This is a genomic window from Flammeovirga sp. MY04, from assembly GCF_001682195.2.
Taxonomy (GTDB): domain Bacteria; phylum Bacteroidota; class Bacteroidia; order Cytophagales; family Flammeovirgaceae; genus Flammeovirga; species Flammeovirga yaeyamensis.
This window is the reverse complement of sequence record NZ_CP003560.2, coordinates 4,733,710-4,752,900: the sequence shown is the minus strand read 5'-3', so window position 1 is coordinate 4,752,900 and position 19,191 is coordinate 4,733,710. Positions and strand designations below refer to the sequence as shown.

The 19,191-nt window shown below is 36.4% G+C and carries 16 protein-coding genes and 1 tRNA gene; 7 read left to right on the top strand and 10 right to left on the bottom strand.

All coding sequences use genetic code 11. From position 1 onward, the window contains the following. The 6 genes from MY04_RS19080 to ccoS all read right to left on the bottom strand — a co-directional run bounded on the left by MY04_RS19080 (position 1) and on the right by ccoS (position 5,462). The gene (locus MY04_RS19080; protein ID WP_066212319.1) at positions 1–1,599 is read right to left on the bottom strand and encodes a 4Fe-4S dicluster domain-containing protein; all 1,599 of its coding nucleotides are present in this window, start codon (positions 1,597–1,599) and stop codon (positions 1–3) included. Positions 1,600–1,769: 170 nt separating this feature from the next. Further along, the gene (locus tag MY04_RS19075) at positions 1,770–2,651 is read right to left on the bottom strand and encodes a cbb3-type cytochrome c oxidase N-terminal domain-containing protein (protein WP_236941082.1); all 882 of its coding nucleotides are present in this window, start codon (positions 2,649–2,651) and stop codon (positions 1,770–1,772) included. Between the two features lie 35 nt (positions 2,652–2,686). Further along, positions 2,687–2,929 carry a hypothetical protein gene (locus MY04_RS19070; protein ID WP_066212317.1) on the bottom strand — a complete coding sequence of 81 codons (243 nt, stop codon included), beginning with the start codon at positions 2,927–2,929 and terminating at the stop codon, positions 2,687–2,689. Beyond that, positions 2,916–3,113, bottom strand: a complete 198-nt coding sequence (locus tag MY04_RS19065; protein WP_066212315.1) for a hypothetical protein — start codon at positions 3,111–3,113, stop codon at positions 2,916–2,918. The genes MY04_RS19070 and MY04_RS19065 overlap by 14 nt, the downstream gene beginning before the upstream one ends. Before the next feature lie 50 nt (positions 3,114–3,163). Further along, positions 3,164–5,326 (bottom strand): cytochrome-c oxidase, cbb3-type subunit I, encoded by a 2,163-nt coding sequence (gene ccoN / locus MY04_RS19060; RefSeq protein ID WP_066212313.1) that lies wholly within the window; start codon positions 5,324–5,326, stop codon positions 3,164–3,166. Continuing rightward, positions 5,277–5,462 (bottom strand): cbb3-type cytochrome oxidase assembly protein CcoS, encoded by a 186-nt coding sequence (gene ccoS, locus MY04_RS19055; protein ID WP_066212311.1) that lies wholly within the window; start codon positions 5,460–5,462, stop codon positions 5,277–5,279. The genes ccoN and ccoS overlap by 50 nt, the downstream gene beginning before the upstream one ends. Before the next feature lie 499 nt (positions 5,463–5,961). Between ccoS and MY04_RS19050 the strand changes: the two genes are divergently transcribed. The 4 genes from MY04_RS19050 (at position 5,962) to truA (ending at position 9,676) form a co-directional block, all read left to right on the top strand. Then, positions 5,962–6,804, top strand: coding sequence for an endonuclease/exonuclease/phosphatase family protein (locus MY04_RS19050; RefSeq protein WP_066212309.1), 843 nt, complete (start codon positions 5,962–5,964; stop codon positions 6,802–6,804). An 86-nt stretch (positions 6,805–6,890) separates the two neighbouring features. Further along, on the top strand, positions 6,891–8,537 hold the full coding sequence (locus MY04_RS19045; protein WP_084005968.1) for a dipeptidyl-peptidase 3 family protein: 1,647 nt from the start codon (positions 6,891–6,893) through the stop codon (positions 8,535–8,537). Between the two features lie 210 nt (positions 8,538–8,747). Next, a tRNA-Trp gene (locus MY04_RS19040) sits at positions 8,748–8,820 on the top strand. A 94-nt stretch (positions 8,821–8,914) separates the two neighbouring features. Beyond that, positions 8,915–9,676, top strand: coding sequence for a tRNA pseudouridine(38-40) synthase TruA (gene truA / locus MY04_RS19035; protein WP_066212306.1), 762 nt, complete (start codon positions 8,915–8,917; stop codon positions 9,674–9,676). A 421-nt stretch (positions 9,677–10,097) separates the two neighbouring features. Here the strand turns inward: truA and MY04_RS19030 are convergent, their stop codons facing one another. From MY04_RS19030 to MY04_RS19020, 3 genes are all read right to left on the bottom strand, one after another. Further along, positions 10,098–10,988 (bottom strand): hypothetical protein, encoded by an 891-nt coding sequence (locus tag MY04_RS19030; protein WP_158297775.1) that lies wholly within the window; start codon positions 10,986–10,988, stop codon positions 10,098–10,100. Between the two features lie 297 nt (positions 10,989–11,285). Next, positions 11,286–11,753 (bottom strand): GNAT family N-acetyltransferase, encoded by a 468-nt coding sequence (locus MY04_RS19025; RefSeq protein WP_066212303.1) that lies wholly within the window; start codon positions 11,751–11,753, stop codon positions 11,286–11,288. Between the two features lie 114 nt (positions 11,754–11,867). After that, on the bottom strand, positions 11,868–12,848 hold the full coding sequence (locus MY04_RS19020; protein WP_066212302.1) for a pyruvate dehydrogenase complex E1 component subunit beta: 981 nt from the start codon (positions 12,846–12,848) through the stop codon (positions 11,868–11,870). A gap of 232 nt (positions 12,849–13,080) precedes the next feature. Between MY04_RS19020 and mgrA the strand changes: the two genes are divergently transcribed. The 3 genes from mgrA to MY04_RS19005 all read left to right on the top strand — a co-directional run bounded on the left by mgrA (position 13,081) and on the right by MY04_RS19005 (position 17,035). After that, positions 13,081–14,082 carry an L-glyceraldehyde 3-phosphate reductase gene (gene mgrA / locus MY04_RS19015; RefSeq protein WP_101958155.1) on the top strand — a complete coding sequence of 334 codons (1,002 nt, stop codon included), beginning with the start codon at positions 13,081–13,083 and terminating at the stop codon, positions 14,080–14,082. A gap of 290 nt (positions 14,083–14,372) precedes the next feature. After that, positions 14,373–15,938: an arylsulfatase gene (locus MY04_RS19010; RefSeq protein WP_066212300.1), complete on the top strand. Its 1,566-nt coding sequence runs from the start codon at positions 14,373–14,375 to the stop codon at positions 15,936–15,938. Positions 15,939–16,027: 89 nt separating this feature from the next. Then, positions 16,028–17,035, top strand: coding sequence for a helix-turn-helix transcriptional regulator (locus tag MY04_RS19005; RefSeq protein ID WP_066212296.1), 1,008 nt, complete (start codon positions 16,028–16,030; stop codon positions 17,033–17,035). 315 nt (positions 17,036–17,350) lie between these two features. On the opposite strand, the gene MY04_RS19000 is transcribed toward MY04_RS19005, so the two are convergent. Beyond that, a complete protein-coding gene (locus MY04_RS19000) occupies positions 17,351–19,159 on the bottom strand; it encodes a tetratricopeptide repeat protein (RefSeq protein WP_066213451.1) in 1,809 nt (602 codons plus the stop codon). Positions 19,160–19,191 lie beyond the last annotated feature (32 nt).

Genomic DNA, 19,191 nt, shown 5'->3' with positions numbered 1-19,191 from the left:
TTAATTACGCTTTTTAGCTGGTCCCATAAAATTGGTCGATACCTCGTCAATTATCTGGTCACCATTCATTATTTGAAGTTTTATTTCATTCTTTCTTCCATCCAATTCACTTGGTGGAATTTCAATAAAGAAAGCACCGTCGAGCTTTCCTTCTTGTTTCAATATCATTTGACCACCTGCGATAGTGATTTTGCCTTCTCGCTCCACCAACTTCACCGATAAGTCGTTATAATCTACATTGCTTTTATTGATGATATTTAAAGTATATAAATTTCTAATATCACCATTATCGGCTTTTTGATACAACATGCCTGGAGCTCTTAAAACCGTAGTCTCTATATCGTTTCTTGTCGTTAAAGCAAATACTACTGCCACTACCAATATGGTTAATACAGCTGTATAAGCTTTTATTCTTGTGGTAAACTTAAATGGTTTTCCTTTTTCGATATCATTAGCTGAGGCAAAACGGATAAGTCCTCTTGGCTTATCAATCTTATCCATTACTTCATCACAAGCATCGATACAAGCAGTACAGTTCACACATTCCAATTGAGTACCATTTCTGATATCAATTCCTGTTGGACAAACATGTACACAAAGTTTACAATCGATACAATCTCCTTGAGGTTGTTCTTCAGAAGCAGAAGCATTCACATCTGCTAATGTCATTTTTCTAACTTCCTCTTCTTTTGTTTTTTCTTCCTTCTTAATTTCAGGGAGTGGTGCAGGAGTTGGTCGTTTTGGTTTAACTCTACTTACAATCGGCTTTACGGCTTCTTGTTGAGATCCACAACCTCCACATCCTGATGCTGATTTCTTCTGTTTCTTTAGTTTTCCTCTTGGTTCACCCCTTACGTGATCATAAGAAATTACGATGGAATCTTTATCCAAAAATACACCTTGCAAACGTCCGTAAGGACAAACTTGAGTACATGCTTGTTCTCTGAATTTTGCAAAAACGAAATAGAAGATCCCTGCGAAGCCAATATGTGCCAAAAAGACTGGCCAGTTTTCAGCAGGTTTATTTTTCACCATATGAATCAGTTCATCTCCTCCTACGATATAACCTAAAACCATATTGGCTATGGCTAAAGAGAAAACGATAAAAATGGTATGCTTAGAAATCTTTTTAATGTATTTCTCCCTTGTCCAAGGGCCATTATCCAATTTTCTTTTCTGATTCGCATCTCCCTCAATCCAATATTCGATTCTTCTAAAGATCATTTCCATAAAAACGGTCTGAGGACAGGTCCATCCACACCATACACGTCCATAAACTACCGTAAACAATACGATAAATATGACGAGGGAAATCATGATCAATACAAAAATGAAGAAGTCTTGAGGAACAAAAAGTTGTCCGAAAATGACAAACTTTCTTTCTAGAATATTCATCATAAAGAAAGGCTGTCCGTTGATCTTAAGGAAAGGTCCAACAAAAAAGAAGGCTACTAAAATGTAGGCTACCCACTTTCTTGAATTATAATATCTCCCGCTTGGCTTCTTTGGGTAAAGCCAAATCCTTTTACCTTGTGAATCTACAGTAGATATACTGTCTCTGAATGAATCCGGCGATTGGGAGTGTAAATCCTTTCTCATGATCAGACGTGCTTATTTATGATGAAGATCTTAATCCAATAGTCTTTTCTATTGGTTAGGTTTATATATCATCAATTTACATAATATTCTTATATATGATGATATATTGATATTTAATAAAGACAAAAAGGGTAATCTAAATAGACTACCCTCTTCTATATTAAAATGTTTTATTCTGCAGCTACTTTATCACCTTGAGGTGCTTTAGCGTTCGGAGGGTTAGTTCCTTGTAAGCTCAAAATATAACTAGATACTTGCGACATTTGTTGAGGAGTTAACTTAGATTCCCAAGCCAACATACCTTTCTCCGTCACACCGTATTTAATAGTTTTGAAAATACTTGCAACATCACCACCGTGCAACCAGTATTCGTCAGTTAGGTTTGGACCTACACCACCTTCACCGGCACCACCGTGACAAGCTTTACAGTTACCATCAAATACTTTCTTACCAGCTGATAAATCGCCAGCATCAGTAGAAACAGCAACATTAGTTTCATCAATTGAATTTGCCATAGTTGCTAAGTAGGCTTTCTTAGCTGCTTCCGCATCTTCCATTGTTTGGTGATATTCTGCAATAGATACAGGTTCTGCATCCGACTCTGCCCACCAGTGATAAACACCTAAATAAACAAAACCACTTAAGATACAGATGTAGAACATTGCTTTCCACCAAGGCGGAAGATCGTTATCTAATTCTTGGATGCCATCGTAATTGTGGTCCATTAAGATATCTTTTTCCAATGCCATTGGTTTGGCACCTTGAAGCTTTTGCCAGAAGAATTGCCACCAGCCAGTTTCTCCAGCTTTTTCGAATGCTAACTCTTCTTCTGTTTTAGGCATTGATTGTAAGCTTTGTCTTACAACATAAAGTAAACCTAAAGCAACGATCATTATTGCAATAAAAAGTAAACCTAAGATGCTTACTAGAATAAACAACAATGTATCGAAATTATCCACACCGTAGATCAGTTGATCTCCGGCAGCGAATGCTGAATGACCTGTAAGTGCCATCAGTACCATCGCCATTATTTTTTTATTTGCAGATTTCATGTTTCAAATAGTTTGAAAATCAATACAAGTAACAGTTATTGATTTGTTTGTTTTTTTGTCACAACCACTGTATAAAACACCAAAGCCAATACTAGGAAGATCAAGAAAAATACTACGATAGCAAATCCTAATAATGTAATTGCCCACTCGCTTGCATTCATAGAGTTTAGCATACTCTGTGTACCAGATTGAGCGAATGCGCCTGAAGCGTTGAATAAAATCATGCCTAGGATCATCACCATAGACATTAAATGTTTCGAAAGTCTACTTAAATTCATTTGTGCTGTTATTTTCGGTGTCTTCATCAAGATCTAAAGGCATACTAGATAGTTCTGCTACTTCATCTTTTTTCATACTAAAAGCATAAATGCTCCAGGCAACGAAAAAAGTGAAAAAGATGAGTATTCCAATCACTGGAAATATCTCAACATCTTCTATAGATCTTAGTACATCTTTATACATAACAAGGGTTGATTTGGAAGGTGACTCTTACAAGCCACCTTCGCTATAAATTATTTTAAAGGAACACTTGATGCTTTACCAGCGTCGATACCTAATCTTTGTAGGTAAGCAATTAGTGCTACGATTTCTTTTCTAGAATCAGTTTCAGAACCGTCATTGATTAAGCTTTCAACGATTTCGTCTGCTTGCTTATCAAGGTCTGCCACTGCTTTGTCCTCATAACCTTCTTCGTATGGAACACCCAAGTTTCTCATTAATGAGATTTGAGCAGGAACATCATCAACATTGATGTCGTCGTCCAATAACCAAGGATAAGATGGCATGATAGAACCTGGTGACATTGAACCTGGATCTAACATGTGGTTGTAGTGCCATGAATCTGGATACTTACCACCAACTCTTGCTAAATCTGGACCAGTACGTTTCGATCCCCATTGGAATGGATGATCATAAACGAACTCACCAGACTTAGAATAATCGCCATAACGTTCAGTTTCTGAACGGAAAGGACGAATCATTTGAGAGTGACATAAGTAACATCCTTCACGGATATAGATATCACGACCTTTTAATTCTAATGGGGTGTAAGGTTGAACAGTAGAGATCGTTGGTGTATTTGATTTCACAAAATACGTAGGTAAGAATTCTACCAAACCACCAATTGAGATAGCAATTAATGAGAAGACTGTCATTTGAATTGGACGAGCCTCGATCCATTCGTGCCATCTTTTTATCTTATGACCACCTTGTAGTGCTGGAGCAGAAGCTTCTTCTTCTTTCAATAAAGAACCAGAAGCAGCGGTCATGTAGTAGTTGTAAACGGCTACTAAAGCACCAACAACATACAATAGACCACCAAAAGCTCTAAGCTCATACATGTGGATAATTTGTGTAACTGTTTCTAAGAAGTTAGGATACTTCAAGAATCCTTCTGGAGTAAAGTCTTTCCACATTAATGATTGTGTAAGACCTGCCCAATACATTGGAATTACATAGAATACAATACCTAATGTACCTAACCAGAAGTGAACATTCGCCAATTTAAGCGAGTGTAATTTTGTTCTGTACATTTTCGGGAACAACCAGTATAACATACCGAATGTTAAGAAACCGTTCCATCCTAATGCACCAACGTGAACGTGAGCAATTGTCCAGTCAGTATAGTGAGTAATTGCGTTTACGTTTTTGAAAGACAACATTGGACCTTCAAAAGTAGCCATACCATAAGCAGTAAGTGCTACTACCATAAACTTCAATACTGGTTCTGTACGTACTTTGTCCCAAACACCTCTTAGTGTCAATAGACCGTTCAACATACCACCCCAAGATGGAGCAATCAACATTACTGAGAATACAGTACCTAATGATTGTGCCCAGTCGGGTAATGCAGTATATAATAAGTGGTGAGGACCTGCCCAAATGTAGATAAAGATTAATGACCAGAAGTGGATAATCGATAATCTATAAGAGTATACCGGACGATTCGCTGCTTTAGGAACGAAGTAGTACATTAAACCTAAGTAAGGAGTAGTTAAGAAGAATGCTACTGCATTGTGACCATACCACCACTGAACTAAGGCGTCTTGTACACCTGCAAACACAGAGTAAGAGTTGAATAACGATAAAGGTAAAGCTAAAGAGTTTACAATATGAAGTACCGCTACAGTAACGAAAGTGGCAATGTAGAACCAAATTGCTACGTATAAGTGGCGTTCACGACGTTTGATCATCGTCATGATCATATTTAAACCAAATACTACCCAGATTACTGCAATTGCAATATCAATTGGCCATTCTAATTCTGCATATTCTTTACCTTGAGTAAAACCTAAAGGAAGAGTAATTAAAGCGGAAAGAATAATCAATTGCCATCCCCAGAAATGTATCTTACCAAGTAGGTCGCTGTACATTCTAGCTTTTAACAATCGAGGTAATGAGTAATAGATACCTGCAAACATACCGTTACCTACGAAAGCGAAGATAACTGCATTTGTATGAAGCGGTCTAAGTCTACCAAATGTTAACCAGGCTTGTTCGCCTATATTAAAGATAGGGTTTGCGAGTTGTAATGCTACTAAAAGTCCCACTACCATACCGGCTACCCCCCAAAACATTGTCGCGATTGCGAAATTCTTTACAATCACGTTATCGTACGAGAAATGCTCAAGATTGCTCGTCGTCTCCGGTTTGTGTTGCTGTTCTTTGTCGATCATCGTCTTCGAATAATATTCGGATGCTTGGAGTGTAAGTATCTTCGTACTGATTGGACTTTACAGACCAGATAAACACACCTAAAAAAATCAAGGCGACTACCAGACTAATTCCTATCAATACTATGATTGCACTCATGGATATATAAAATGTATAAAATAAAAGAGTTCTAATATTATTACGCAAAGATAATTGTCATTTCAACGGGTGTTACATGACGGATGTCAACAGTTTTTACTGACTTTGGTCATCATTTTCGATTGTGTTCATTTAGTGATGGGTGTTTACTAAACAAAGTAGTTATGTCCTACCGTTTATTTCATTTAACTTATGCGTATCACTTCATAAAACTAAAAATTTACGTTAATTAAAAAAGTGATTAATCGCATCTTTAGGTTTTTTATCTTTGTATATGATTAGATTTTTTGGAATATCACTTATTCTGTTAACAATAATAGGTCTATTACCTGCTAATATCTTCCCTCTTGCGTTTGTAATATCATTAGGGACACCGATCTATTTACTACTTTTATTTGTTTCAATTTTAATTGAATTATTTCAACAAAAGAGACATTTTAAAAAGTTTTTTTTATTGTATATAACTGTTATTATCTGTAAATCAGACCTTTCTTTATTAATGAATATTAGTTCACAAAAGGAAGCTGATTTCTCTGTAATGAGTTATAATGTCTCTGTTTTTAACACCTATCAGTATCTAAATCAAGATTATAAAGAATCGAAAGGAATGATTGACTGGATTCTAAAGGATGATACCGACATTTACTGTTTTCAGGAATATTATAATTGTGATACTTTATTAAAAAAGTCAAATCCAGATAGTTTATTTCAACTCAACCGCAAGCTAACTGATATCAAAAAACTACATCTTTATGCTCCTCCATTTCTTACCAATCATATTGGGGCCACTTTTGGTTTAGGGATCGCTTCAAAGTATCCGATTATCGACCAAGGATTTATCAAGTTTAATAAAAAAGTGAGCGGTGTAACCAATGGAATTATATGGGTGGATGTTGTCAATGACTCATCCGATACTTTAAGAATTGTCAATTTCCATTTACAATCCCTAGCTATTGATAACGGAAATAAGACCAATGAATCCTTTATTGAAAAGGGAATCAATATCTTTAAAAAAGTATATCATTCGTCATTAAAAAGGGAAGAGCAAGTTGATCAATTAAATAGCTTGATAAAAAACTGCAAATACCCTTATATTTTATGTGGAGATGCCAACTCTTTACCTTATAGTAATGCTTACTTTAACCTAAAAAAACATACGAAAGATTCTCATTTTACAGGAGATTACGGTTGGTCGTTTACGTACAGGGACTTACCTATTAGAATAGATTACACTTTTTTTGATCATCAAAGACTAGAAAACACCCATACAGAAGTACTTAAATCCAATACGTATTCAGATCATCTTCCTTTAAAAAGTTATTTTAAGTGGGTTTCTGAATAGATTTATCCTCAATTTATTGATCACTTACTACGCAACGTTTACTTTTACGGTCATAAATTATTTATCTAACCATAAATAAAAACGAAATGAAAAAAACAATCCTGATAGCAGGTTTGGCCATGGGAGCTACATTGTTTAGTGGATGTTCCCAAGAACAAAAGAAAGAAGAGAAAAAAGTAGTAACCGTTCCAAAGGTGAGCAATTTGGTAGATTATACGGACTTCACACTTACTTCAGACATCAAGCATTTAGATAAAAACCAGCGTTTGATGATCAAAAAAATGATCGAAGTAAGTAAGATTATGGATAACCTTTTCTGGAAACAGGCTTACGGCGATAAAGAATCATTTATTTCATCTTTAAAAACTGATGAATTAAAAAGATATGCTGAGGTAAACTACGGTCCATGGGATAGGCTTCAAGATAATAAACCATTTATTGATGGTATCTCTAAGAAACCAATTGGAGCGAATTTCTATCCTCAAGATATGACCAAGGAGGAGTTCAACGCACTTAGTAATCAAGATAAAAATAGCTTATATACTGTTATTAGAAGGGATGTTAGAGGCGAACTAAAAGTGGTACCTTACTCGAAGGAGTATAGAATCGAATTAGAAAAAGCGTCTAGCCTTTTGATGGAATGTTCTGATTTAGCGAAAGACCCTGGTTTAAAGAAATACCTTAAATTAAGAGCAAACGCTTTCTTATCGAACGATTACCTTGCTTCTGATATGGCTTGGATGGACATGAAAGAAAATCCAATCGATTTTGTGGTGGGTCCTATCGAAAACTACGAAGACAAATTATTTGGTTATAAAACCTCTTTTGAAGCTTATGTCTTAATCAAAGATATGGAGTGGTCGAAGAAATTAGCAAAATTTGCTTCTTTCCTACCTGAACTTCAAAAAGGACTTCCTTGTGAGCGTAAATACAAAATCGAAACTCCAGGTACCGACTCTCAGTTAAACGCCTACGATGTGGTGTACTATGCTGGTGATTGTAATGCTGGTTCAAAAACAATTGCGATCAACCTTCCTAATGACGAAAGAGTGCAGGAACAAAAAGGTTCAAGAAGATTGCAGTTGAAAAACGCCATGCGTGCGAAGTACGAAAAAATTCTAGTTCCTATTTCAGAAGTATTGATCGATCCTTCTCAAAGAAAACACATTACTTTCGATGCATTCTTTGCAAACACTATGTTCCATGAAGTGGCACACGGGTTGGGTATCAAAGAGACGATTAATGGAAAAGGTACTGTAAGAAAAGCACTAAAAGAACATGCTTCAGCTTTAGAAGAAGGAAAAGCAGATATCTTGGGTCTTTACATGGTTTCTCAACTTCATAAAAAAGGAGAAATTAAAGGTGACATGAAAGACTACTACACTACTTTCCTTGCTGGTATTTTCCGTTCGGTACGTTTTGGTGCGGCATCAGCACATGGTGTAGCGAACATGATCCGTTTCAATTTCTTTAAAGAACATGGTGCTTTTGAATATGACGAAGCTTCTGGATTCTATAAAGTGAATTACCCTAAAATGGAACAAGCAATGAACGACCTTTCTGCAATCATTCTTAAACTTCAAGGTGATGGCGATTACGAAGGTGTTTCTAAACTTGTACAAGAAAAAGGTAAGATTACTTTAGACCTTCAAAAAGATCTTGATAAAATTGATGATGCAAACATTCCTACAGATGTCATCTTCAATCAAGGTGTAGAAGTTTTAGGACTATAATACTTTTGTATTTTTAGAAGTCATTTGATGTAAAACATCGACTAAAGGCTGATTTAAGAGATAAATTCCAATAAAACGAATTTTCTTTTACATCAGCCTTCTTTTTTTTAGGCTCATAATGAATACCTTAAAGTGTATTTGATTTTTTTTATTGATCCGTATTTGCATAAAAAAGATCTACCTATTAATATTGCAACGTCTTAAAGACACACGGGCATAGCTCAGCTGGTAGAGTTACGGTCTCCAAAACCGCAGGTCGTGGGTTCGAATCCTACTGCCCGTGCTAACCGCAAAATCTTAACAGGTTTTGCGGTTTTTTTTTATCAAAATTTTAAATTGATCTCGAAAACCATTTTTGATCATCAAACAGTAGTATAATGAGATATTTTGCTGAAATCGCTTACCTAGGTACCAACTATCACGGATGGCAAGTACAACCAAATGCCACTACCGTACAAGGCGAGTTGGATTTTGTCCTCAGCAAATTATTACGTCAAGAAATAAATACTATTGGAAGCGGTCGTACAGATACTGGCGTTCACTGTGCACAACAATACGCTCAGTTTGATCATCCCGATGATTTAAATGGCAAGAACATCCTTCACCGCATCAATTCATTTTTACCTAATGATATTGCTGTAAAAAGCCTTTGGGAGGTAAAAGAAGATGCACACGCACGATTTGATGCCACTAAAAGAAGTTACCGCTACGATATTTGTCTTGAAAAATCCCCTTTCAAACAAGGTCTCGTTTGGCAATACTTCAGAAAACCTGATTTTGATAAACTTCAAGAAGCTGCCAAAGTACTTTTAGAATTCGAAGATTTCACTGCCTTCTCTAAAATGCACGCCGATGTAAATACCCATATTTGCGATATCATGTCGACACATTGGACCAAAGAAGGAAATAACCTTTCTTTCCACATCACCGCTAACCGTTTCCTCCGAGGGATGATCCGTATTATCGTAGGCAACATGATGGAAGTGGGCATGGGGAGAATGACAGTGGACTACATGAGAGAAACACTCGCATTAAAAGATAGAAAAAGAGCTGCAAAACATTTGGCTCCAGGTCAGGGGCTGTTTTTGTCTGAGGTGATTTATCCGGAAGAGACGTTCGTTAGGGAAATTAGGGATTAGGTAGCAGGTAGCAGGTAGCAAAATTTACGCTCGTTTTTAATTAGGAATTAGGAGGGAGGAATTAGGAGTTACTAAAATGACGTTCGTTATTTTTTAAGTAATAACTAATAGGGAATAAGGAATAGTTTTTTGAGGAGGAATATCAAAAGTCCCGTATTTTTTTCCGGTGATAATTATTTAAGTAAGAAGTAATGTTTTTAGTAAACTAGCTTCAACAAAACCAATTAAAACCTCTAATCAAATGTCTCAACTTTAGTCAATCTTTAAATGAGTCAATAAAAGTCTTATAGTTTTTCACTCTGCTATATTATATATAAATACCTGATTGATATCTTATTTTAAGCTATTTCTAAAATAAAAAGAGATACCATTTTATTAATTTTAATAAAACAATATCTCTTTAATTATTTTCAAATTTTAATTATTCACATACTTGTGTACAATAATTACTAGTCCAACCCCATCTTGTAGTTCCTTCAAATTCATCTCCAAAACTCCATGCAGTTTCATCGCTTGTCATTGCAGCATGAGCAGCAATAATGTAACAATCTGGCAGGTCTGCAAGTGGTATTGTGTAAGTAAATGAAGTTACAGCTGGATCATGATTAGTTTTGTATGGGAATTTACCAGGTACTGGCGTTCCTTTACGATTTGTAGGTAAATCTTCTAGAGCTCCTACATATAAATGTGTTTCTGCAAACATATCATCAGATGTAGAGCTATAAGTTACATAAAGGTTTTCTTCATCATTAGTTACCAATAATTCTCCAACTAATATTGTTTGTCCAGCAAAAATGTCGAAGCTTTCCGTTGTATAAACACATTCTTCATCATCTCCACAATTACCCTCAATATCAAAAGGATAACATCCTTGTCCAGATTTAATTAATACAGTACCGAATTCCACTTGTACATCTAATGTAAACTCTACTGTAACTACACCTCCTTCAAATCCGAAATCATCGAATTTTACAAAGTCTCCCGTATCAAAAGTACAATCCGTACCACTTCCTGTTGTAGAAGTTAAAGGCCAATCCATTCCATTCACTGTAGCTGTAATGTAATTATCAATATTTACATAATTACCTTCACAATCAGTAAATTGAAAAACAAGATGACTGATATCTTGTGCATTATCTTGATCGATTTCAAGAGTAAACGAAAAACCATCAGTTGTTGTGATGATGTCATAATTACCAGCTCCACTTAGGCCTTCTCTGAGATTAGAAGCTGATATTTCTTCTGTTGCATCCTGGTCACACGAATAAAAGGATACAGAAACGAGTAGAGTTAGGATAAAAAACCAACTCATTCTTTTGGGTAGTGTAGTCATAATCAGAAACAAGTTTATTGAGAATATGAAAATTTAGGTAAATAAGTACTAGACAACAATAAAATAGCGAGTGAAGAATTTTAGGGTAAATAAAGTACTGATTTATAACAATTTAACAAAATACACGTAGAATAACAAAATAAAACAGTTCATTATCAGAATAGTATAAAAAAAAGAGAAGGAATATTAGTTAATTAAAAATCAATCATTCAATAATACAACATCACTAAGTATATGATGAAAAACATACTGATAATCAATACCGTATTCTTTACCTTATCCTTCAAGTATCACCCTCTTCGCTTTAAACCCATAACGTTCATAAAAACGAAGTACTCTTTCATTTTCGACACCTACAGCAAGTTTCTTTCTGATCACACCTTTATAATTAAACCAATTTAAGGCTTCCTCAAGTAAAGCACCACCTATTCCATCACTTCGAAGGTCCTCTCTAACAAATAAAGAATCAACTTCTCCACAAGTAGGTTCTAGCTTTTGTAGTGATGCCACTAAATAGCCGACAGTCTGATTTTCTGATACGGCGATGAATACAATCATATCACAAGCCTTATCGCGAAGTTTGGTTTTTCTACGGTTCCAATCGGCATCCGTTGGTTCATGATCTGTATGATGCCTCATTGCATGATGATAGGCATATAATTTTTTCCATAATGGGGCAATGCGATCTATTTCTGAAACATCGCATAAACTAATTGTATAATCGATTTCTGTCTTAGGTTCCATTCCATTTAGTGTTTATTGTGCTAGTTGTAGGTATAAAAAAACCTCCTGTCTCAAAGATACTTGAAACAAGAGGTTTATTTTATGAAGTTTATAATCTAAATAAGGTAATCTAGATTACTTTTTGTACATCACTTTCTTTACCGCTTCTACTGTACGTGCAACGTTAGGAAGAATTTCTTCGATTAATGTTGGTGCGTAAGGAAGTGGAACGTCTTTAGATGCTACTCTTACCACTGGAGAATCCAAGTGATCGAATGCATGCAATTGTACGTGGTGAGAAATCTCAGACGAGATTGACGCTAATGGCCAAGCTTCCTCAACAACTACAAGACGATTTGTCTTCTTCACTGAAGTAAGGATCGCATCATAATCGATTGGTCTTACTGTACGTAAGTCGATTACTTCAACTGAGATACCTGCTGCTTCTAACTCTTCTGCCGCTTTAGTGATTACGTGAACCATTTTACCAAAAGATACCAAAGTAACATCTGTACCTTCTGAAATTACGTTCGCAACCCCTAATGGAATAATGTATTCGCTTTCAGGTACTTCACCCTTATCTGCATACATTACTTCTGATTCCATAAAAATAACAGGATCGTTATCTCTAATCGATGCTTTAAGAAGACCTTTTGCATCATATGGATTTGAAGGAACTACTACTTTCAAACCTGGAGTGTTAGCATACCAGTTTTCAAAGTTTTGGGAGTGCTGAGCTCCTAATTGACCAGCGTTACCAGTTGGACCACGGAATACCATTGGTGCCGAATATTGTCCACCAGACATCGAAAGGATTTTCGCTGCACTGTTAATTACTTGGTCAATTGCTACCAAAGAGAAGTTGAAAGTCATGAATTCAACAATTGGACGTGTACCGTTCATGGCAGCACCAACGCCAATACCTGCGAAACCAAGTTCTGCAATCGGAGTGTCAATCACACGATCAGGACCGAACTCGTCTAACATACCTTGAGTTACTTTATAGGCACCATTGTATTCAGCAACCTCCTCACCCATGATAAATACATCTTTATCACGACGCATTTCCTCTTGCATCGCCTCTCTAAGGGCTTCTCTGAATTGTATTTCTCTCATTACTTATTAAAAGTTCTGCTAATTATATCAGTATTTTCGTTTTCGGATGCCAAGATAATAAGTTTTCATCTATTTTTTAATAGGATAGTGCAAAAGGTTTTAGTGAAAAAAGAACATATATCATTAAAAGTTGATAATTGATCCCCGATTCACCCAAAATTTATAAAAATAAAGACTTTTCGATACTAAATCTTGTATTTTCGTTGAGAACAAAAAAACAACATTATTTAATATGATTAAACCAATTTATTCTCCATCACAGGATCGATACGAAAAAATTTTTTATCGTAAATGTGGAGACAGTGGATTAAAACTTCCTATCCTATCTTTAGGAATGTGGCACAATTTCGGTAATCATGATAACTTCGAAAATGCAACAGAAATTGCCACCACTGCTTTTGATAACGGCATCACTCATTTTGACTTAGCGAATAATTACGGACCTCCATATGGTTCTGCAGAAGAAAATTTTGGTCGGATTTTAAAGCAAAACTTTCTCCCTTACAGAGATGAACTACTTATAAGTAGTAAAGCAGGATACGATATGTGGCCTGGACCGTATGGTATTGGGGGGTCAAGGAAATATATTATTTCGAGCTGTGACCAAAGCTTAAAAAGAATGGGTCTCGAATATGTTGATATCTTCTATTCTCATCGATTCGATCCTGAAACTCCATTGGAAGAAACTGTCTTGGCTTTAGATCAATTAGTCAAGTCGGGTAAAGCATTATATATAGGTATATCAAGATATGATCCTGATCAAACGGAAAAGGCTGTTCAACTATTCAAAGAGTTAAAGACACCTTTTATCATTCATCAATGTAGATACTCACTATTAGATCGTTCTCCAGAAAAAGGAGTATTTGATAAATTAGCGGAACATAAAAAAGGTGCCATCGTTTTCTCTCCTCTTGCCCAAGGAATGCTAACGAATAAATACTTAAATGGTATTCCAGAAAAAAGCCGAATGGCCAATGAAAATAAAATCCACCTCAATAAAGAACAGCTGACTGACAAGGTATTACATAAGGTGAAAGCTTTGAATGAGATAGCCGAAAGCAGAGGACAAACGTTAGCTCAAATGTCATTGGCTTGGTTAGTTAGAAATGAAAGTGTGACTTCTGTATTAGTAGGTGCAAGTCGCAAAGAACAACTTCTTGATAGTATTGGCTGCCTGAATAATATTGAGTTTAGTTCGGAAGAATTGAATAAAATTGATCAGATAGTGCTTTAACAGCTTCCCATACCTTTATTACCCACGATTGAAATCGTGGGTTGGTGATAAGTTGATTTTTATGACACTAAAGTGTCATAAAAATTAGGTTGTAGTACAATTTTTTAAAGACTTCAGTCTTAAAAAAATCACCACTTCACCAACCCATGATTTCAATCATGGGCTCAAGAAAGCATGGTAAAACCAAAAACAACCACTTGAACAAAACAGGATATTTTTTGAAAACTAAAGTATAATCTACAAAGAGCTCCCTACCGTTTTATATCATTGAATTAAGACTAATACATGATATGAAAAAGGTAATTATACTATTATTATCTGCGTTGTCTTTTGTCAGTTTAGCCGATGACAAAGGAAAACCAAAGAAAAATCAAAAACCAAACATCGTTATCCTTTGGGGTGATGATATCGGACAATTTAACTTGTCTTTCTGGAACAGAGGTCAAATGGGTTATCGAACTCCTAACATCGACAGAATCGCTGAAGAAGGAATTGCATTTACGGATTACTATGGAGAGCAGTCATGTACTGCAGGTAGATCTGCATTCATGACAGGACAAAGCCCTATCCGTTCTGGTTTATCTAAAGTTGGTATGCCGGGTGCTCCTGCTGGATTCAAAAACGAGCACCCGTCTATCGCTTGGTTGTTGAAAAGAGAAGGATACTCTACTGCTCAATTTGGTAAAAATCACTTTGGTGATAGAGATGAGCAATTGCCTACAAACCACGGTTTCGACGAGTTCTTTGGTAACCTTTACCACTTGAACGCTGAGGAAGAGCCAGAGCACGAGGACTACCCTAAAGAAGAGTGGTTCAAAGAAAAATTCGCTCCAAGAGGTGTCATCCACTCATATGCTGACGGTAGAATTTCTGATACAGGTCCATTAACGAAAAAGCGTATGGAAACTGTAGACCGAGAAATCACTGATAGAACTTTAGAGTGGTTAGACGAGAAATCTGAAGAAGATGAGCCTTTCTTCTTATGGTACAATACAGTAGGTATGCACTACCCTACTTACCCTGCTGAGGACATCAAAGGTATTTCTGGAATGGAAGGTGACACTTTCTATGCGGATGCAATGGTTGGTCACGACAGAAACATTGGTAAGATTTTACAGAAGTTGGAAGATTTGGGCATGATGGAAAACACGATCATCATGTACTCTACTGACAACGGACCTCACTACAACGAATGGCCTGACGGTGCTGTAACTCCATACAGATCTGAGAAAAACACGAACTGGGAAGGTGGTTACAGAATCCCTTGTCACGTAATGTGGAAAGGTCAAATCCCTGAAGGAAAAGTATTGAACGGTATCGTTTCTCACCAAGACTGGCTACCTACTTTATTATCTGCAGCTGGTGTAGATAACATCAAACAAGAAATTGAGTCAGGTATTTCTTACATGGGTAGAGATGTTCAAACTACTATTGATGGTTTCAACATGCTTCCTTATTTCAAAGGTGAAGTAGAAGAATCTCCAAGACATACATTCATTTATACTTCTGATGATGGTGACATCACTGCAATTCGTACAGATGACTGGAAAGTAGTATACATGGAGCAAAGAGCGAAAACATTAGCGTTATGGTTAGAGCCATTCGTTGAGTTAAGAGCTCCAAAAGTATTCAACATTAGAAGAGATCCATACGAGCGTGCTGATACAGATTCGAACTCTTACTGGCATTGGTTATCAAAAAGACCTTTCTTCCTTTACAAAGGTGGATATATCGCTGGTCAGTTTGTACAATCGTTGTACGAGTACCCTCAAATCCAATCTATTGACAGTTTCACAATTGATAAAATTATGGAACAGTACAATAAGTGGAATGACGAAAGAAAAGCTCAAAAATAACTCCTTTATTAGTAAGTAATTTTCACCCTCTATTTTTAAAATAGAGGGTTTTTCTTGTTATTGGTTAAATACTTTTGATGAAATCTAAGATGAGTAAAAAAATCCCCTATCAAATTACATTTAATGAAGGAACACAGCATTCTTTATTACTCCAACTAAAAGATACTTTTGGAGGTACCCTTCATAATAAACACCACTATACTGTAAATAACGAATGGGTGGAGGGATTTGTATGGTATTTTTCTTTACAAAAAGGTTTAGAAGTTACTTTAAACTCCTTAAAATTTAAAAACGATCATCAAATGATCACTTTAGGTGAAACCAAAGAAACAGCTCGTATTTGTTTTCGCTTTGAACATATTGGAGCCGTAATGCAAGGAAAGAAAACAAAACTGGGGAAAGATTTAGGGTTAACAGGCAATATGATAGCTTACGATACTCGTTTAGATTTTTTGGTGGATATCAAAAAAGATACGCTTAATCAATGGTTAGCTGTCCGAGTTGATCAAGAAGCCGTTAAATATGAGCATGTATCTTTTACAAAGTATTTTGGTGATGTGTTTAATCAATCCTCCTTATGGTGGAGAACAGAGATTGTCCCATTAGAAGTACAAGTTCAGTTAAAAGATGCTTTTGGAATGTCTAGAGAAATGCATGTTCCCGTATTTAATAATCGACTAGTAGCAAGAGGCAGCGACTGTGTAAGTATCTTTTATGATAAGCTACTAAGCCGAAATCAAATAAAAGAACACAGCTTACATGAACAGGATTTCACCTACATGATGGACTTAAAAAACAAGTTATTACAAAGCTTGGAACGTCCTCCCTCATTAGAAAGCTTATCTGAAGAATATGGTTTCTCCGTTTCAAAACTAAGGAGAGACTTTGAACAGGTTTTTGGTACATCCATCCATCGTTTTCATTATAACTTCAGATTAGAGAAAGCCAAATCAATGCTCGCCACAGAGAACAAATCAATATTAGAAATTAGCAGAAGCTGTGGGTTTAAATCGAGTACCAAGTTTACAGAAGCATTTAAAAAGAAATTTGGGGTGACGCCGAAGATGATATCGCAGAGGTATCAGCATCTTTATTAGGTAGCAGGTAGCAGGTAGCAGGTAGCAAATTTAACGCTCGTTTTTTAATTAGGAGTTAGGAGGTAGGAATTAGGAGTTACTAAACTAACGCTCGGTTTATAAGTAATAACTAATAGGGAATAAGGAATAATTTTATTGAAGATAGAGTATCAATAGCCCAATAATTTATTCTGGGATATATTTACACATTTACCCTAACATTTCACGTTTTTCATTTTTCACTTTTAATTTTTCATTTCCCCCTTCGCTCAAAACAAAAAAAGGCTTACTTCCTAAGAAGTAAGCCTTTTTTTGTTTTGCTTTTATGTTTACAAACTACTTAGTAGCAGCTTGGAAATCTGCATTTTCCCAAAGAGCGAAGAACTCAAGATCTTGAGCAGCTTTTGTTTTCAAGTCGCCAGCAGCTTTGATTTCTTTGATTGCTTCGTCAGCTTTAGACTGTCTAGCAGCAACGATAGCGTTACCGTAGTGAGCCCAAGCGTTGTCTTGTGCGTTGATTGACTCACCGAAAGCAGCAGTTGCTTGAGAGAAATCAGTAGCACCTGATTTTTCAGCTTTCAATAAGTAAGCAAGACCTTTGTTGTAAAGAACAGTTGCGTCGTCACCAGCAGATGAGAAGTACTGGATAGCACCGTCATAATCACCTTCTGATAAAGCAACATAACCTTTCACTGCGTTTGTAGTTGCAGCAACTGAAGGGTTAGAAGAATTTGCTTTAGCGATATCCGCTTGAGCACCTTCAACATCACCTTTAGTCAACTTAGCACCTGCAAGGTTAGCGTAAGCTTCTGGCATGCTGTTAGACTTAGCAGCAGTCTCGAAGTGAGGGATTGCTTTTTCGATCAATGCAGCAGCAGCGTCAGCATCAGCAGCTTTTGCTTGAGCGAAGTAAGTTGCACCTAAGTTGTTGTGAGCGATTGCAGAATCGTCTTTACGGATAGCAGCTTCGTAGATTTTAACTTTAGCGTCAAGATCAGTTGCGAAGTGTGCAGCGTAAAGTAACTCAGGAGTAGACAATGAATCTAGAGCCATTTGACCGTCAGCGATGCTAGCAGCACGAGACTTGATTACTTCTGGATCCAATTTATCTTTGATCTCTAAGATCTCTGATTTAGCGTTACGTAATGGAGGGTAAACGTAACGGAATAATTTCTTATAAGAAGCTAATGATTGTAATTTCAATTGCTTAGAAACGAAATCACCTGAACCATTTACTACTGATAAGATTTCATCTTTTTCAGCATCAGTAAACTTGTCTGAATCTTTCAAGATAGCCTTGAAAGCAGACCAGTTTTCTACTACTGGCTTAGTAACGAATTGAGGAGCTTCACCTTCCTCAACTTTATATTTCTTTAATAAAGACTCGTAGTAACTTTGTACAGCCTCAGGACGCTTGTTAGCTAATTTAGTGTTAGCCTCAGTCGAACCTTCAGGAGAGTGAGAACCTGTAATTGTTACAGTTCTTGTAGGGTTGTTAGCAGAAACATACTCTGTTAAAGCTTTACCTTGCTCACCTCTCTTCTCCGAGTAACGAAGAACTGATGATCCTTGCAAGAAGAAGAAATCAACGTTAGTTGGGATATACTCTTCTGCATCGTTGTAACCGTGATCCGCGTAGTTCGCGATAAATACTGGTTGGTAGTTTTTAGATGTTGTGATAACACCTTGACCTAAACCGTTTGGCATTGCAGCGAAAGCACCATCGTTAGTTTCTTTAACTTTTTGGTTTTTCACTTTAGTCGCACGACCTAAGTATTCTAATTGACCTCTCTCAAACTTATCCTCGTAAGCAAACGCCATACGCTCGCTTAATGATGGAGTAGCTTCAGGAGCATCAGCATAATCATCGCCATTGAAAGATACAACACCTACTTCGATAGGCTCAGCATCGTTAGGGTTATACTGTACAACTACGTCGTAAGTAAAACCTTTCTTCAACGTCTTCGCTGGAAGTTTTGTATCAATGTCAAAAACTACAGAGTCACCGTGTAATTCTAACGGTGAAGGATTAATTGTCAAGCCTTGCTCTTCGGCCATCTTATTCACGTCTACGTTCGAGCAGTTCGTGAAGAACAATGTACCTGCAGCAAGTACAGTTGACAAAGCACTAGTGTATTTGTTCATAATCGTCATCCAAAATTTTTCTATTTCTAGAT

Coding starts and splice junctions, on each gene's coding strand:
- MY04_RS19025 (WP_066212303.1), bottom strand. CDS start 11,753: ATGGAACCTAAGACAGAAATCGATTATACAATTAGTTTATGCGATGTT.
- MY04_RS19005 (WP_066212296.1), top strand. CDS start 16,028: ATGAGTAAAAAAATCCCCTATCAAATTACATTTAATGAAGGAACACAG.
- MY04_RS19020 (WP_066212302.1), bottom strand. CDS start 12,848: ATGAGAGAAATACAATTCAGAGAAGCCCTTAGAGAGGCGATGCAAGAG.
- MY04_RS19030 (WP_158297775.1), bottom strand. CDS start 10,988: ATGAGTTGGTTTTTTATCCTAACTCTACTCGTTTCTGTATCCTTTTAT.
- ccoS (WP_066212311.1), bottom strand. CDS start 5,462: ATGAGTGCAATCATAGTATTGATAGGAATTAGTCTGGTAGTCGCCTTG.
- MY04_RS19070 (WP_066212317.1), bottom strand. CDS start 2,929: ATGAATTTAAGTAGACTTTCGAAACATTTAATGTCTATGGTGATGATC.
- mgrA (WP_101958155.1), top strand. CDS start 13,081: ATGATTAAACCAATTTATTCTCCATCACAGGATCGATACGAAAAAATT.
- MY04_RS19075 (WP_236941082.1), bottom strand. CDS start 2,651: ATGAAATCTGCAAATAAAAAAATAATGGCGATGGTACTGATGGCACTT.
- MY04_RS19045 (WP_084005968.1), top strand. CDS start 6,891: ATGAAAAAAACAATCCTGATAGCAGGTTTGGCCATGGGAGCTACATTG.
- truA (WP_066212306.1), top strand. CDS start 8,915: ATGAGATATTTTGCTGAAATCGCTTACCTAGGTACCAACTATCACGGA.
- ccoN (WP_066212313.1), bottom strand. CDS start 5,326: ATGATCGACAAAGAACAGCAACACAAACCGGAGACGACGAGCAATCTT.
- MY04_RS19010 (WP_066212300.1), top strand. CDS start 14,373: ATGAAAAAGGTAATTATACTATTATTATCTGCGTTGTCTTTTGTCAGT.
- MY04_RS19065 (WP_066212315.1), bottom strand. CDS start 3,113: ATGTATAAAGATGTACTAAGATCTATAGAAGATGTTGAGATATTTCCA.
- MY04_RS19080 (WP_066212319.1), bottom strand. CDS start 1,599: ATGAGAAAGGATTTACACTCCCAATCGCCGGATTCATTCAGAGACAGT.
- MY04_RS19050 (WP_066212309.1), top strand. CDS start 5,962: ATGAATATTAGTTCACAAAAGGAAGCTGATTTCTCTGTAATGAGTTAT.
- MY04_RS19000 (WP_066213451.1), bottom strand. CDS start 19,159: ATGAACAAATACACTAGTGCTTTGTCAACTGTACTTGCTGCAGGTACA.